This is a genomic window from Vibrio breoganii, assembly GCF_001677275.1.
Lineage (GTDB): Bacteria > Pseudomonadota > Gammaproteobacteria > Enterobacterales > Vibrionaceae > Vibrio > Vibrio breoganii.
The window spans coordinates 1965484-1980864 of the sequence record NZ_CP016177.1; the positions used below are offsets into that span (position 1 = coordinate 1965484).

The 15381-nt window shown below is 46.2% G+C and carries 14 protein-coding genes; 7 read left to right on the plus strand and 7 right to left on the minus strand.

Annotation, left to right across the window (positions count from 1 at the left end):
- Positions 1-27 precede the first annotated feature (27 nt).
- Genes minC through minE form a run of 3 tightly spaced genes read left to right on the plus strand, consistent with a single transcriptional unit; the run spans position 28 to position 1782 of the window.
- Positions 28-690: a septum site-determining protein MinC gene (gene minC, locus A6E01_RS09065; RefSeq protein ID WP_017029472.1), complete on the plus strand. Its 663-nt coding sequence runs from the start codon at positions 28-30 to the stop codon at positions 688-690.
- Positions 691-701: 11 nt separating this feature from the next.
- The gene (minD, locus tag A6E01_RS09070; protein WP_017029473.1) at positions 702-1514 is read left to right on the plus strand and encodes a septum site-determining protein MinD; all 813 of its coding nucleotides are present in this window, start codon (positions 702-704) and stop codon (positions 1512-1514) included.
- 7 nt (positions 1515-1521) lie between these two features.
- Positions 1522-1782, plus strand: coding sequence for a cell division topological specificity factor MinE (minE, locus tag A6E01_RS09075; protein WP_017029474.1), 261 nt, complete (start codon positions 1522-1524; stop codon positions 1780-1782).
- Positions 1783-1834: 52 nt separating this feature from the next.
- On the opposite strand, the gene rnd is transcribed toward minE, so the two are convergent.
- The 6 genes from rnd to A6E01_RS09105 form a co-directional block, all read right to left on the minus strand.
- Entirely contained in the window at positions 1835-2953 is a 1119-nt protein-coding gene (rnd, locus tag A6E01_RS09080) for a ribonuclease D (RefSeq protein WP_017032560.1), read from the minus strand.
- Positions 2954-3050: 97 nt separating this feature from the next.
- The gene (gene fadD / locus A6E01_RS09085) at positions 3051-4733 is read right to left on the minus strand and encodes a long-chain-fatty-acid--CoA ligase FadD (protein WP_017032561.1); all 1683 of its coding nucleotides are present in this window, start codon (positions 4731-4733) and stop codon (positions 3051-3053) included.
- A 130-nt stretch (positions 4734-4863) separates the two neighbouring features.
- Complete coding sequence (locus tag A6E01_RS09090; RefSeq protein WP_102359383.1) at positions 4864-5712, minus strand: alpha/beta hydrolase; 849 nt, start codon at positions 5710-5712, stop codon at positions 4864-4866.
- 2 nt (positions 5713-5714) lie between these two features.
- Entirely contained in the window at positions 5715-6260 is a 546-nt protein-coding gene (locus A6E01_RS09095; RefSeq protein WP_017032563.1) for a Slp family lipoprotein, read from the minus strand.
- 36 nt (positions 6261-6296) lie between these two features.
- Positions 6297-6998: a tRNA (adenosine(37)-N6)-threonylcarbamoyltransferase complex dimerization subunit type 1 TsaB gene (tsaB, locus tag A6E01_RS09100; RefSeq protein ID WP_017242507.1), complete on the minus strand. Its 702-nt coding sequence runs from the start codon at positions 6996-6998 to the stop codon at positions 6297-6299.
- Positions 6999-7021: 23 nt separating this feature from the next.
- Positions 7022-8959, minus strand: a complete 1938-nt coding sequence (locus A6E01_RS09105) for an ATP-dependent DNA helicase (RefSeq protein WP_017242508.1) — start codon at positions 8957-8959, stop codon at positions 7022-7024.
- A 336-nt stretch (positions 8960-9295) separates the two neighbouring features.
- Here A6E01_RS09105 and purU point away from each other — a divergent pair, with 336 nt between their 5' ends.
- Entirely contained in the window at positions 9296-10129 is an 834-nt protein-coding gene (purU, locus tag A6E01_RS09110) for a formyltetrahydrofolate deformylase (RefSeq protein WP_017032566.1), read from the plus strand.
- A 44-nt stretch (positions 10130-10173) separates the two neighbouring features.
- Here purU and A6E01_RS09115 read toward each other — a convergent pair whose 3' ends face one another.
- Positions 10174-10749, minus strand: coding sequence for a VOC family protein (locus tag A6E01_RS09115; protein WP_065210107.1), 576 nt, complete (start codon positions 10747-10749; stop codon positions 10174-10176).
- A 208-nt stretch (positions 10750-10957) separates the two neighbouring features.
- Here A6E01_RS09115 and argS point away from each other — a divergent pair, with 208 nt between their 5' ends.
- The 3 genes from argS to A6E01_RS09130 all read left to right on the plus strand — a co-directional run bounded on the left by argS (position 10958) and on the right by A6E01_RS09130 (position 15193).
- A complete protein-coding gene (argS, locus tag A6E01_RS09120) occupies positions 10958-12691 on the plus strand; it encodes an arginine--tRNA ligase (protein ID WP_017032568.1) in 1734 nt (577 codons plus the stop codon).
- Between the two features lie 211 nt (positions 12692-12902).
- Positions 12903-13916, plus strand: a complete 1014-nt coding sequence (locus A6E01_RS09125; protein WP_017029484.1) for a manganese-dependent inorganic pyrophosphatase — start codon at positions 12903-12905, stop codon at positions 13914-13916.
- Between the two features lie 296 nt (positions 13917-14212).
- Complete coding sequence (locus A6E01_RS09130; protein WP_156744621.1) at positions 14213-15193, plus strand: hypothetical protein; 981 nt, start codon at positions 14213-14215, stop codon at positions 15191-15193.
- The last annotated feature ends 188 nt before the right edge of the window (positions 15194-15381 follow it).

The following is a 15381-nucleotide window of genomic DNA, read 5'->3' on the forward strand; positions in this document are numbered from 1 at the left end:
TTTGATTATATGCCAAGGCTAGGTTAGATGTCTCAAACTCCAGATCTAAAGGGAAGCAGTTTTCCACTTACTGTGCTTCACATGTATGAGCACGACACTGATTCAGCAATTCGTTATTTAGATGAAAAAGTGGCTAAGGCCCCTGCCTTTTTTAAAGCTGCTCCACTGGTCGTTAACCTGTCTCAGGCAAGCTCTGAGCTCGATTTAGCTCGTCTCAAACAAGGCATTATTAATATTGGTATGGTGCCTGTAGGCGTCACCGATTGCACCAACAAACACCTCGAAAAGCTAGCAAGAGAAGCAGGGCTTGCTGTTATGACTGGCACCAACCGTCCAGATAAAGCACCCGTAGCCATTACGCCAAGCAAAATAATTCGTACTCCAGTGCGTTCTGGACAACAGATCTATGCCAAAGACAGCGACCTAATCATCCTAAGCCATGTGAGCGCGGGTGCCGAGGTGATCGCTGACGGAAGCATCCATATTTATGGCACTTTGCGCGGACGTGCTATCGCAGGCGCGAGCGGGCAAGCGGCCTCAATACTTTGTCATAACATGCAAGCAGAATTAGTCTCCATTGCTGGAAACTATTGGCTTAGCGAACAAATAGAATCTCACTTCTGGGGAGAAAAAGTGATTTTGGGTTTAACGGACCAAACCCTGCACTGCGATCTCCTCAATATTAAATAAAGGATAAAATGATGGCACGTATCATTGTTGTTACTTCAGGAAAAGGCGGCGTAGGGAAAACCACCTCCAGTGCCGCTATTGCATCGGGTCTAGCCCTGCAGGGTAAGAAGACCGCGGTTATCGATTTCGATATCGGTCTACGAAACCTAGACCTTATTATGGGCTGTGAACGCCGCGTAGTGTATGACTTCGTTAATGTTATTAACGGCGAGGCGACACTAAACCAAGCGCTTATTAAAGATAAGCGCACAGAAAACCTATTCATTCTGCCTGCATCACAAACTCGTGATAAAGACGCACTTTCTAAAGAAGGCGTTCAGCAAGTATTGAATGACCTAGACGAAATGGGTTTCGATTTTGTTATCTGTGATTCTCCAGCGGGTATTGAGCAAGGTGCTTTGATGGCATTGTACTTTGCCGATGAAGCGGTTGTAACGACCAACCCTGAAGTATCATCAGTACGCGATTCAGACCGTATCCTAGGGATTCTTGATTCTAAATCTCGCCGTGCGGAACAAGGCCTTGAGCCTGTGAAGACGCACCTGCTGCTGACTCGTTACCATCCTGCTCGCGTAACTCAAGGTGAGATGCTAAGCGTGGAAGATGTAGAAGAAATCCTTCACATCAATCTACTAGGCGTGATCCCTGAGAGCCAAGCGGTACTGAATGCGTCTAACAAGGGCGTGCCAGTTATCTTTGACGAGCAGTCTGATGCAGGCATGGCTTACCACGACACAGTACAGCGTCTACTAGGTGAGCAAATCGAGTTTCGATTCCTTACGGAGCCGAAGAAAGGTATCTTCAAACGTCTATTTGGGGGTTAATTAATTTATGTCTTTACTAGAATTTTTCCGTCCAAAAAAGAAGACGACGGCTAACGTTGCCAAAGAGCGTTTGCAGATCATTGTTGCAGAGCGTCGCAGTCATGACGACCCAGCGCCGTCTTACTTGCCAGAGCTTAAGGCTGATATCTTGAAGGTTATCAGCAAGTATGTAGACATTGATCCAAACATGGTGAACGTCTCTTTTGAACACAAAGATGATGACATCTCAGTACTCGAATTAAACGTGAAGTTACCAGAAGAAGAGTAATTCTTACTCTGACAGAAAAAAGTAAGGCGATGATCTCTCATCGCCTTTTTTATTAATTCAATTTCTTGAGTAAACGCTCACCAAGCAGAGGTTTACGCCAGCCCTGCATTAAATCAGGGGTGGACTCTGGTGCCATGTTCTTGCGCCATACCCAAGAGATAAGTTGGTTCACTTGCTTCTTAGAGGCTAAAAATTCAGGGGCAAGATGCGAGTCCTTCACCACCTTGTTCACTTCGTCTTTCAGTGACTTGAACGTCTGCTTGTAGTTTGGCAGATCCACTAGGCGATCAATCTTTTGCGGCCACTCGGCTTCTGGTGTGCTTTGCGCTTTACGCACAATATTGGCAATCACAGCGCTATAACGACGTACCGAGCGTACATCACACTGCTCTCTTTCCATATCACGTGCTGAGGTGAGACTAAAGCGAGCAACAGCCAGCAAATCGACTTCTTTAAACACAAAGTTAAGTGCCAAGTCTTTACGCAGTGCCGTTTCATAACGCCATGTTGCCAACGGCTTAAGAACGCTAAGCTGCTGCGGAGACAATTGCCATGCGCCCTTAATGTCGAGATACGCTTTCTCTGGCTCATGATGACGAATACGCTTAGCCACCTGAAGTTCAGACTCTTGCATCGCATTCTGCCAGTAACCCGACTCCTTAAGAGCCGCTTGCAGCTTGTCAAATAGAGGTTGCAGATAGAATACATCCGCCGCCGCATAATCTAATTGCTTTGGGGTCAATGGACGAGCTAGCCAATCTGTACGCGCTTCGCTTTTATCCAGCGCTACTGACAAGTATTCATTTACCAAAGTGGCAAAGCCTGTCGAAAGGCCGTGGCCTAAAAATGCCGCCATTACCTGCGTATCAACCATAGGCGTTGGGACACTCTGGAAATGGTGTTGGAAGACTTCAATATCTTCACCACACGCATGCAACACCTTAAGCACAGAGGTATCTTGCAGCAGCTCTACTATCGGAGTGACATCATCAATAACGGTGGTATCTATCAAGCTAAGAAGCTCGCCATCGTACATCTGCACCAAGCCAAGCTGCGGGAAAAAAGTACGGGTACGGACAAATTCGGTATCCAACATCACCGCTTCTTTTTGACGGGCTTGTTCGCACGCCTGTGCCAGAGTTTGAGTGTCTGTCACTATCTGATAATTCAAAATAGTCTCTTTATATATCCATAATTAAAAACGCCCCTGCATTGCATGCGCTGATTGCGTCTGCTCTGCAGGGGCTTATGTTCAATATCGGTTTCGTTTAAGCCGATTTTGCTTCTTTAGCGTCAGTACGTAATTCACGACGCAAGATCTTGCCAACGTTTGTCTTTGGCAGATCTTCCATAAACTCAACAATCCTAGGTATCTTATAACCTGTTAGATGCTGACGACAATGGTTAATTAGCTCATCCTTAGTTAATGATGGATCGCGTTTAACTACGCAAATCTTAACCACTTCACCTGATACATCGTGCGGTTCGCCAATAGCGGCGACTTCTAGCACCTTACCATGCAGCGCAACCACGTCTTCGATCTCATTTGGATAAACGTTGAAGCCAGACACTAAAATCATGTCTTTCTTACGATCAACAATGTGCAAGAAGCCTTCGTCATCAAACTTAACAATGTCACCCGTTGATAGCCAACCGTCTTGAGTAATCACTTCACGGGTTGCTTCCGGACGTTTCCAGTAGCCTTGCATCACCTGCGGGCCGCGTACTTGTAGCTCACCCACTTCAGTATTCTCTAGAGGCTCACCTTCGTCATTAACAATACGAACCTCTGTAGAAGGCACTGGTAAACCGATAGCGCCATTGTAATCAGTCATGTCGTGTGGACAGCCCGATACCAGTGGAGAACACTCTGTCAAACCATAGCCTTCCAGCAAAAAGACACCTGTAGTCTTTTTCCATTTGTCCGCTACCGCTTGTTGAACTGCCATACCACCACCAACAGATAGCTTCATACGGCTGAAATTCAGCTCATGGAAGTCTTCATTGTTGACCAAGGCATTGAACAAGGTATTTACACCGGTAATCGCGGTGAACGATACCTTCTTTAGCTCTTTCACAAAGGTAGGAATATCGCGCGGATTGGTGATTAACAGGTTGTTGGCACCCAACTCTAAGAACAGCAAGCCGTTCACTGTCAAAGCGAAGATATGATAAAGCGGCAACGCCGTAACGACTAACTCTTTACCTTCTTCTAGCTTAGCAGCATACGCCCCCTTGGCTTGCAGTACATTGGCAACCATATTGCGATGCGTCAGAACCGCACCCTTGGCCACGCCGGTTGTACCACCGGTGTATTGCAAGAAGGCAATATCTTCACCACTCATAAATGGCTTCACATATTGAAGGCGACGGCCTTTATGCAATGCCTTTTTGAATGAGATAGCACCAGGAAGGTCGTATTTTGGCACCATGCCTTTCACGTACTTGACGACAAAGTCGACAACCGTACCTTTGGCTGTCGGTAGCATTTGTCCTAGGCTCGTCAATACCACGTTTTTCACAGAGGTATTGTCAACGATTTGCTCAAGGGTGTTCGCAAAGTTAGAAACAATAACAATGGTTTCTACTTCCGCATCATTCAACTGATGTTCAAGCTCACGCGGGGTGTAGAGTGGATTTACGTTCACTGCAATACAGCCGGCACGAAGCACACCAAACAGCGCAATGGGATATTGCAGTAGGTTTGGCATCATCAAGGCAACTCGATCACCCTTTTTAAGCTTTAATTCATTCTGCAAATACGCAGCAAATGCACGACTTCTTTCTTCTAATTTACGATACGTCATTACCGACCCCATATTGAGGAAGGCAGGTTGATCAGCAAACTTTAGAACACTGTTTTCAAACATCTCTACCAAAGATGGGTAGGTATCTGGGTCAATCATTTCTGGTACATCAGAAGGATATCGAGAGAGCCAAGGTTTATTCACGTTATTACTCCTGAAAAAATAGCAACGCATTATATACGACTATCAGGTTGAATTTCTTTGTTTTATTGCGATTCCATTACAGGATAGCCGGAAAATCCAAAGGCGTTCAAATGGTGTTCACAAAAGCACACTAACCGAACAAAATTAGAGCGATTATTGCCTCAGAAATAGACTTCGGACAAGTTAAGTGGCAGTGATGACCACCCTTAATGTGTGAAATTCTCGTCGTTGGGGAACAAATTGAGCTCAAATGGGTAAAACCCGCATCACCCAAAATGAGTAGATTGGACTTAGGAAGAGCATCAATAACCTGTTTCGCATGCGCTTCTGTCATTCGATACAGGGATTCGGCCTTGAGTTTTTTGTCGTGTCGCCAGCACCACCCCTGCTCTGTTTGCTCAGAATCTCGCTCCACCAGCGGAGTAATTTCATCCGCGTTTAAAACATAGCGCTTAGCGCGCAGCTGCACCATTTCTTCAAAGCTTTCAAAAAAACGTGCTGGTTTTTTAGTGACTCTTTGCCTACTCAGCACACCCTTTCTCAATCGAGTTAAGCTGTTCTGTGGCGACTCAGATATCGGGCCATAACCCTCGATTTGAACCAAGTGTTCGACATTCTCAGAAAAGGCCGCAGAGTAACAACTCGCGATAAGCGCACCCATTGAATGCCCCACTAGAGTGAGAGGGCAATTGAGCTCTTTTTTAAGCTCAGTGATAACTTGATGTAGGGAATCAATATAGTCATGGAAGGGATAATAGCCACTGCGCGAGTGGGAGCTATAACCGTGGCCGGGAAGGTCTAACGAGATAAGCTGGATATCTGGGTGTTGCGAGCGCATTACGTCCATTAAAGGCGTAAATGACGCCGCATTATCTAGCCAGCCATGTAACATCAAAACACAATGCGAGGGGCTCTGTGGTTCATAGCACAAAGCCGATAGCAAGTAGTCACTAACCTCAAAGGTGCGTTCTGATAACACCGTTATTCAACACTCTGCACGACGTGCCCTGTTCTAGGTCCATAGTTGACCTCGCGACAGTACAGCGAACGACAAGGGAACATACTCAACGGTTCATCATGCACAATCAGCTTTTCTTTGATTTGCCATAGATGGTAGCCGTCGGCATTAAGCACAGGGAATCGATATTCATACTCTCCTACTTTGCCACTCTCATTGCCGGCAGGCTTTCCTAGCACAGAGATCAAACGCCCTTTGGCGAAGGTTACAGGGTCAATAAAGCCATCCACGTAGGCAACAAAGCGCCCTTCAGGCTCTACATTAATATCCGGCTTGCCATCTTTGGCTATGGGTAGGTTCACGATTTCAAGGCGTGTTTTTGCCTCAAGATTCGTGATCTTGGCAATCACACCGCCAAGTCGTACTTCGGAGACCTCTTCGGGTGCGCTGTTCACCCAGTTACCGTAGTCGGTCACTATCTTTTCGTTGCTCGAAACAAGCGAGTCAGGCAAAGAGCTGCAGCCCGCCAACACTAAACCCAAAAGAAGAGCGGTTAATACTCGATACATACAGTCTCCGTGTACAACGTATCTAACGTGATGTGGTTATTCTCGACCCGGAAGCTTTTTCCAAGCCACCTTATCACGTAGATAAACAGGTGACGCTTCTTCCGCCCCCACTTGATTGCCATTGGCAAGCTCGTGCTGAGCCAAAATAACGATATCTTGTGATTCAGGGTATAGTAGACCGCTGTCAGTGCGCTTAAGTTCAAGCTGATTTAATTCTTCAGCGTACGCTTCCCAGCCCGTGCCCACTTGAGCCCAAACCAGTTCGCTTTTTGCAGTTTGCTGAACAAGCTCAGCCGGAGGAATCACACACTCTTCATCGTCGATGTGCCAAACGCCAGATTCCATACGACTGAATCGACCCCAGTACACCTCGCTCATGCGAGCATCAATAGCAGCCGCCACGTTGTTTGCTTGAGTGGTACGATACGCACCTTGAGCCATTGCTTGCAGGGTAGAAACGCCCACCATAGGCAAGTCAGCACCAAAGGCTAGGCCTTGAGCAATACCAATACCAATCCTAACACCCGTAAAACTGCCAGGGCCTTGGCCGTAAGCAAGGGCATCTAAATCACCCAGTTTCAAACCTGCCTCAACCAAGAGTTGATCCACCATTGGCAAGATCTTGGTGGTGTGTTCACGAGGGGCAACCTCACCTTTAGATAACACCTCTCCGTCAACCATAATGGCTGCAGAGCAAAACTCGGTTGAGGTATCTAGTGCTAGAATTTTCGCTTTCATCTATTACTCAATTATTCGCTGTACTATTCAGCCTCGATCACGACATCGGTCGAAGGCTGTAAGAAATTTATAATGTTCGAAACGCTACGAGTGCGCGGTATCGGTGGCAGACTGGATAAAAACATCTTACCGTAATCGCGTGTTACCAAGCGATTATCGCAGATAATCAATGCACCTCTATCGCTTTTATCTCGAATTAAGCGCCCCACCCCTTGCTTCAATGCAATAACAGCATCAGGGAGTTGCACCTCATAAAAGGGTTCGCCACCGTTGAGTTTACAGTCCTCAATGCGCGCCTTTAACAGCGGGTCATCAGGGGCGGTAAACGGCAATTTGTCGATAATAACACAGCTTAACGCGTCACCTCTAACATCTATCCCTTCCCAAAATGCTCCGGTGGCCACCAGCAAGGCATCGCCCAGTTCAGTAAACTCTTTTAATAACGCCTGCTTACTGCTCTCCCCTTGCATTAGCACAGGCAAGTCTAGTCGTTGTCTGAAGCGTTCGGTGAGGTCTTTCATCATGGCGTGCGAGGTACACAAGAAGAAACAACGCCCTTTGTTGGTCTCAATAACCGGCGTCAACATAGACACCAGCTTTTGCGCCATTTGCGGGCTGTTTGGCTCAGGCAAATAGCGAGGCACGCACAGTCTTGCTTGTGACTGATAATCAAATGGACTGCTTAAGGCTAGGCTCTTTTTCGCCTTTAACCCCAAACGAGAGGTAAAGTGCTGAAAATCGCCCGATACCGACAAGGTCGCCGAAGTAAACACCCAACTTCCGCCGTGTGCGTCCACTTGCTCTTGAAACTTATTCGCTACTGAAAGCGGTGTGATGTTCAATGAGAAGTGTCTTGGGGTGCACTCAAACCAGTAGGAATACCCCATGATCGAGGTATCACACACTCGCGTTAAGCGGTTTTGTATCTGAGTGACACGATCAAACGCGGTATCTAGAAGCTGGCTGCGGCCTAGCGCCATTTTGAGCACATCACGACATAGTTGCAGCGCATCTTGCAGGCGCTCCATCTCTCGTTGTAGCTTTTGATTTTTCAGCGCGTCGCGCCAGTTGCCACGAAAGCCCGGCTCACCCAAGGAAATACGCATCTCAGAGGCCGAGCTCACCAGTTTATCCGCCACCTTTTGTAGCTGACGCATGTCTTTGGCTTCCGTGCGATAACCAATCTCTATGTCTTTGGCTAAATCCGCAATCTGCTTAGAGCTAATAGACTGACCAAAGTATTGGCTGGCAATATCTGGGATTTGATGTGCTTCATCGAATATGAAGACCTCCGCCTCTGGCAACAGCTCACCAAAGCCGGTTTCCTTTACCGCCATATCCGCCAAAAACAGGTGATGGTTCACCACCACAAGATCAGCCTCGAGCGCTTTATTGCGTGCCTTAAACACAAAGCAATCGCCGAAACTCGGACATTCCTTCCCTAAGCAGTTTTCATTGTTAGAAGTAATATCTGGGATAATTCGGCTGTCTTCGGCAAGGTCTTCACATTCGCCAAGGTCGCCGCTTTTTGTCGATGAGGACCAAGAACGAACCTTAACCAATTGGGTCAGTAATTGCGGATCGGAATGGTGGCCGTGACTCTCGACAATCTGACGGCTCAATCGGTCAAGGCACAAGTAATTGGCGCGGCCTTTTAACAGCGCAATACGACCCGTAAAGCCCAGTGCATCTTTCATCAATGGCAGGTCGCGGTGAAACAGCTGTTCTTGCAGGTTTTTCGACCCCGTAGAGACGATGGTTTTCTTACCGCTCAACAATGCAGGAGCAAGGTAAGCAAATGTCTTTCCAGTACCCGTGCCCGCCTCAACCACCAGTTGAGACTGCTCTTTAATAGCTTGATGGACACTTTCTGCCATCATGGTTTGCTCATCACGCGGCTGAAAGCCAGAGATCGCTTTACCTAATGCGCCATCGGCAGAAAAAACAGTACTGATATTCACAAAAGGGGGCCTTGTTGATTGAGCGAGAAATTATACCAATCGTACTAAATAACGGGTCATCCTAGCTGGCTAAAATGCTCGATAACGGCGTTAGGATTTTTGATTGTAGAATAACTACTTATCAAAAAACTCTGCCTTGTTCTCGAGCATTTTTCCTGCGCTATTTCTGATCACTTACTTAGTGTGATTGGTATTATTATGTCAGCTTTTACCCATTGGTGCGACTGTGAGCTTAGAGTGCAGGGCAATCTAGCCACTAGTTGAATTTGCAAGCAGGTGAAAAATTGGATAATGTCGAAGCAGACCTATTTTCATCATTTTTATTAAAGAGTCATCATGGAAAGAAAGACCCTACTCACCCATTGCTCTGACGAGCCAGGACTGATCGCGAAGATCACTAATATCTGTTACAAACATCAACTGAACATCATTCATAACAATGAATTTGTAGACAACACCAGTGGTCACTTTTTTATGCGTACTGAGCTTGAAGGCAACTTCAACGATTCGGTATTTATGGAAGACCTAACGTTTGCATTGCCTCAAAACGCCAGCAAGAAACTGGTGGATTCAAGCAAGAAGAAGGTAGTGGTGTTGGTCACCAAAGAGTCGCACTGTATAGGCGATATCTTAATGAAAACCTTTGATGGCAGCCTAAATGTGGATATCACCGCAGTGGTCAGCAACTATGACATCCTGCAACCGCTAGTAGAGAAGTTTGATATTCCGTTTCGTCACGTGAGCCATGAAGGGCTAAACCGTGAAGAGCATGAAGCGAAGGTGAAAGAAGCCATCGATGGCTTTGATGCTGATTACCTAGTGCTGGCCAAATACATGCGTATCCTAACGCCAAGCTTTGTTGAGCATTACCACAATCGCATCATCAACATTCACCACAGCTTCTTGCCGGCCTTTATTGGCGCTAAGCCTTATCTTCAGGCGTATGAGCGCGGCGTGAAAATCATTGGTGCAACGGCGCACTTTGTGACTAACGATCTAGACGAAGGCCCAATCATCAAGCAAGACGTGATACCTGTGGATCATAACTTCAGCGCTCAAGATATGGCGCAAGCAGGTCGCGACGTTGAGAAGAACGTGCTGAGTAAAGCACTAAACAAGGTAGTGAACGACCACGTATTTGTTTACGGCAATAAGACCGTTATCTTGTAATCTTCTTTGACTGAACCCCGTCTGGGGTTCAGTTTCTACCCTTGTTACGCTTGCTCTGATTCTACAATTTTCTTTAGCGGATGCGGGTGCAGCTTGATACACACTCCGTCTTTCTTAAACGCTACGGTAGGATTGACTAAACGCTCCCCTTCGCCCTTCGGGCTAGATAACTTCATCTTCATCCCTGTTTCAAGGTTAAAGCTTGGAAATCGCTGCTTGATATCTTGCAGGTAATCTTGCGCATCGACCTTATCTGATGGGATCACAAACTCAATGTGTTCCCAGTCTTGAGCAGGATAGATCTTACCCTTTGCTGGATAAGGAAGCTCTAGGCAATCAATAGACCAAGCGCCGGCGCTGATTGGGGTATCAAAGGCAATCACTACGATAGGTCTGCCATTGATTTGCGCCTGTGAAATGGTCGCGCCTAGCTCTGACCACGCCTCGTGAGCAAGCTTAGCAAGAGCTGAGTCATTGATTCTGAGGGCAATATGATCCGCCTGAAATTGGCTGAGGTCTAACCCTAGTTCCTGTCCCAAAACGGCTATCTTTTCAGCAAACGCATCAACCCTATCTAGCATCTGTTGTGGGTGCAGATTTGCCTGTTGTAATTGCTCCATATTCCCTACCCTTTGGTCATTTAATCCAGTTTTGGCAGAAGTTTACCTTCAACAGAGAGTTTTGCTACAGATTAATTGGATTGCACCCTTTGAGAGCACTTTTAGATCAGCGCTGATCTTGTTATCATTACCCCCATTTTTGTGAACTACGGCACGAAAGCACTTATTATTAGCTTTCTTGACACTCCTTGAATTGAAGGAATTGCGTGTGAATATCCAAGCACTTATTAACGACAAAGTATCTCAAGCACTAGAAGCAGCAGGCGCGCCAGCAGGCAGCCCAGCAGCAGTGCGTCAATCTGCAAAAGCTCAGTTTGGTGACTACCAAGCGAACGGCGTAATGGGCGTTGCAAAGCGACTAGGTACAAACCCACGCGAATTTGCTCAAAAAGTGCTTGAGCACCTAGACCTAGATGGCATCGCTAGCAAAACTGAAATCGCAGGCCCTGGTTTCATCAACATCTTCCTAAGCGAAGAGTTCCTAGCGAAGTCGGCAAAAGCAGCACTAGCGGATTCTCGTCTTGGCGTTGCATCAGAAGCACCGCAAACTATCGTAGCGGATTACTCTGCACCAAACGTGGCCAAAGAGATGCACGTTGGTCACCTGCGTTCAACCATCATTGGTGATGCTGTAGTTCGTACTCTTGAGTTCTTGGGCCACAAGGTTATCCGTGCTAACCACATCGGTGACTGGGGTACTCAGTTCGGTATGCTTATCGCAAACCTTGAGCGCGTTTCAGAGCAAGATGGCGAAGTTTCAATGAAACTGTCTGATCTTGAAGCCTTCTACCGTGAGTCTAAGAAACTGTACGATGAAGACGAAGAGTTCGCGGTTAAAGCTCGTAACTACGTCGTTAAGCTGCAAAGTGGCGATGCGTTCTGCGTAGACATGTGGAAGAAGTTGGTGGACATCACCATGCAACAGAACCAACTGAACTACGACCGTCTAAACGTATCTCTAACTCGTGACGACGTGATGGGTGAGAGCCAATACAACGACATGCTAAAAGGCATCGTTGCTGACCTTAAAGAAAAAGGCCTAGCAAAAGAAGATGACGGCGCACAGGTTGTATTCCTAGACGAGTACAAGAACAAAGACGGCGAGCCTATGGGCGTTATCGTTCAAAAGCGTGACGGCGGCTTCCTATACACTACCACCGACATCGCTTGTGCAAAATACCGTTATGAAGAACTAGGCGCGAACCGCGTACTTTACTTCATCGACTCACGTCAGCATCAGCACCTAATGCAAGCTTGGACTATCGTTCGCAAAGCGGGTTACGTGCCAGAAGACGTTTCTCTTGAGCACCACGCATTTGGCATGATGCTAGGTAAAGACGGTCGTCCATTTAAGACTCGTGCTGGCGGTACTGTTCGTCTAGTTGACCTTCTTGACGAAGCAGAAGAGCGCGCGGGCAAGCTTATCGAATCTAAGAACCCAGAGCTTGCAGAAGACGAGAAGAAAAACATTGCGTCTACTGTTGCTATGGCTGCGGTTAAATACGCTGACCTTTCTAAGCACCGTACCACTGACTACGTGTTCGATTGGGACAACATGCTGGCATTTGAAGGCAACACAGCGCCGTACATGCAATACGCTTACACTCGCGTAGCGTCTGTATTTGCAAAAGCTGGCGTGTCTATGGATGACTTGCAAGGCGACATCATCGTTACTGATGAAAAAGAGAAAGCGCTTATCGCTAAACTGATGCAGTTTGAAGAAGCAGTACAAGCTGTTGCTCGCGAAGGTCAGCCTCACATCATGTGTAGCTACCTATTCGAACTAGCGGGTCAATTCTCTAGCTTCTACGAAGCATGCCCAATCCTAGTAGCAGAAGACGAAGCGGTTAAGCAAAGCCGTCTGCAACTAGCAGCGCTTACAGCGAAGACCATCAAGCAAGGTCTGTCTCTACTGGGTATTGAAACTCTAGAGCGCATGTAATTCATCGAACTATCGCGGCTTAAAGTTAAGCCACTTTAGAACGAGACAAACGAGAAGGCTTGAACATCACGTTCAGGCCTTTTTATTTGCCCTCAGTAAAGCCTTCCGCACACTAACCTACTGAAATAAAAACGAAATATAGATGACATTTATCTGCAATGAATAGTGTTTAGCTTATGGTCTTCATTAGTTAAACCTAAAAGGAATGTCCGTGAAACTTACACCTGTAGTTGCAGCTCTAATTATGTCCGCCAGTTCAGCAAGCTATGCTTTTGATCTGCAAACACCTGCCAATAACGATACCGACAACTTGGTGTGGACGGGTCACTTAAGCCCTGATACCGATACAGTAATGTCGGCGCTACTTGCAGCTCACATCTACGGTGGCACCGCGACAGTTCCTGAGCAAATCAACCCTGAGTCAGAGTTCGTTCTTAACTACTGTAAGGCTGAGTCTCCTCGCGTTGAATCAGACTATTCCTCATACCAAGTAGGCTTGGTGGACTTTAACCAGACTACGCAGTTAGCACCCACTATCGATCAAAACTCCATTGTGGCAGTAATTGACCACCACGCTATTGGCGGCTCACCAATCAATACCCCACAAATCGTAGCCATGGATATCCGCGGCTGGGGCTCAGCGGCAACTATCTTGGCTGATAACGCCGAAAAGCTTAACGTTACCCTACCTAAGCATCTTGCGTGTGCAGGCCTAGGCGCAATCCTATCTGACACTGTCGTGTTCCAGTCATCAACCACTACAGACTACGATAGAGAATTTGCCGAAAAACTAGCAAAAATTGCAGGTGTTGAAGACCTCGAAGATTTCGGTCAGCAGATGCTAGTGGCCAAATCAGACCTAAGCCACCTATCATCAGAAACCATCCTAACTATGGATTACAAAAACTTTGAATATGGCGGTAAAAAGGTAGGCATCGGCGTAGCAGAAACCCTAACGGCTCAACAGTTGATTGACCGCAAGGATGAACTGCAATCAGCGATGAAAACTTACAAAGAAGCCAACGGACTGGATCACTTGTTCTTCTCTATCACGGATACCAAAGACAAGAAAGCCAACCTACTGTGGGTTGATCAAGGTGATTACCAAGTTATCAAGACTGCGTTTAATGTTGAACCAACCTCTGACATGTTGACTCTGGATGGCGTAACTTCGCGCAAACGCCAGATTGGCCCAGCGATTCAGAAGGCGCTTGAGAGTTTGTAATAGAAGCTTTCGCTGAGCGAATAGAAATTAGAAGGGTCTGAATGTTATGCTCAGACCCTTTTTGGTGTTTGGAATAGATGAGCTAACTCGGAAATGGACAATTCTGAGTTACGCAGGGGCAATTGGTGAACGTTAGAAATAAACGTTCATTTACTGATAATTACACATTGTTTACGTTGATTTACATGATACACCCTAATATATGCGCCAGTTATTTTAGTTAGTTCAGCATATTGATTTGCTGAGACTAAAACCTATACTCAAGTTTCATACTTACTATTGGACTTCTATTGATTATTAATATAAACAATCAAGTATTCGTTCTTTCATCTATCGCCCTGTTTTTGACTGGTTGTTCTCAGTCCTCTGACCTAACTGTTAGTGGAAGCATCAATGATTACAAGGGTTCAGCTAGCATTACTCAAGGTCTTGCAAAAACAGTAGAAGCGAATCTTTTTGAATGTGCAAACGGTCGAAGTCGTGTGGCAGGCATCGGTGAAATTGCTGATGCTGACGGGAAAGTATGGACAGTTCCAGCTAAAAACCATTTCACAACTGCGCCAAAAGCTGTCGATCTTTATGAAGAGTGCACTAATATCACGCCTGATAGCATAACTGATGTGGATGAAGAGCCTGTCCCTGTGGCTGTTATTGACTCAGACGGTGAAGAGATCACAGGTTACATCTTTGCTGACAACTATTTCGAGTTATATATTAATGGTCAGCTTGTCGCAGTAGACACGGTACCTTTCACACCGTTTAACTCTAGTATCGTCAAGTTCAAAGTAAATAAACCTTACACGATTGCCGTAAAAGTAATTGATTGGGAAGAAAACTTAGGTTTAGGTACAGAAGATAACCGTGGCAAGGCATTCCATCCAGGTGATGGTGGCTTTATCGCAAGCTTTAGTGACGGCACTGTGACAGGTTCCGACTGGCAAGCTCAGACATTTTATACTGCACCAATCTATGATTTAAGTTGCCTAAGTGAAGTCGATGGGAAGCGACTATCGGAGAACTGTACAACACAAGGTACAGATAACGGTGAAAATGCTTATGCGGCTCATTGGGAAACCCCAAGTAACTGGATGGCAAAAGATTTTGACGCAGTTTCATGGCCGCAAGCGACTGAATACTCAGAAGATGAAATTGGTGTGAATAACAAGAAATCGTACATGAACTTTATTGATAAATTCAGTGGTGCTGGAGCTAGCTTCATTTGGTCAACAAACGTTGTTTTGGATAATGAAGTTCTACTTAGGTACGAAGTAAAATAGCCTTACCCTCTCACATAAGAAGCAGTTATATCTCATCAGAACAGATATAACTGCTTACCTTTCTTTGTTCATTACTTCTTACAAGCCCTTTTCCCTCTCTAGCAAGCTTTGGGGCAAAACCTTGTTATCCAGAAAAACAAAAACCTCTGCATGTATGACTACAAACAGAGGTTTTTCATTGTTAATTG

Excerpts from the sequence above, each read along its gene's own strand:
- minD (WP_017029473.1), top strand. The coding sequence starts at position 702 with ATGGCACGTATCATTGTTGTTACTTCAGGAAAAGGCGGCGTAGGGAAA.
- purU (WP_017032566.1), top strand. The coding sequence starts at position 9,296 with ATGGAAAGAAAGACCCTACTCACCCATTGCTCTGACGAGCCAGGACTG.
- A6E01_RS09115 (WP_065210107.1), bottom strand. The coding sequence starts at position 10,749 with ATGGAGCAATTACAACAGGCAAATCTGCACCCACAACAGATGCTAGAT.
- minC (WP_017029472.1), top strand. The coding sequence starts at position 28 with ATGTCTCAAACTCCAGATCTAAAGGGAAGCAGTTTTCCACTTACTGTG.
- tsaB (WP_017242507.1), bottom strand. The coding sequence starts at position 6,998 with ATGAAAGCGAAAATTCTAGCACTAGATACCTCAACCGAGTTTTGCTCT.
- minE (WP_017029474.1), top strand. The coding sequence starts at position 1,522 with ATGTCTTTACTAGAATTTTTCCGTCCAAAAAAGAAGACGACGGCTAAC.
- A6E01_RS09095 (WP_017032563.1), bottom strand. The coding sequence starts at position 6,260 with ATGTATCGAGTATTAACCGCTCTTCTTTTGGGTTTAGTGTTGGCGGGC.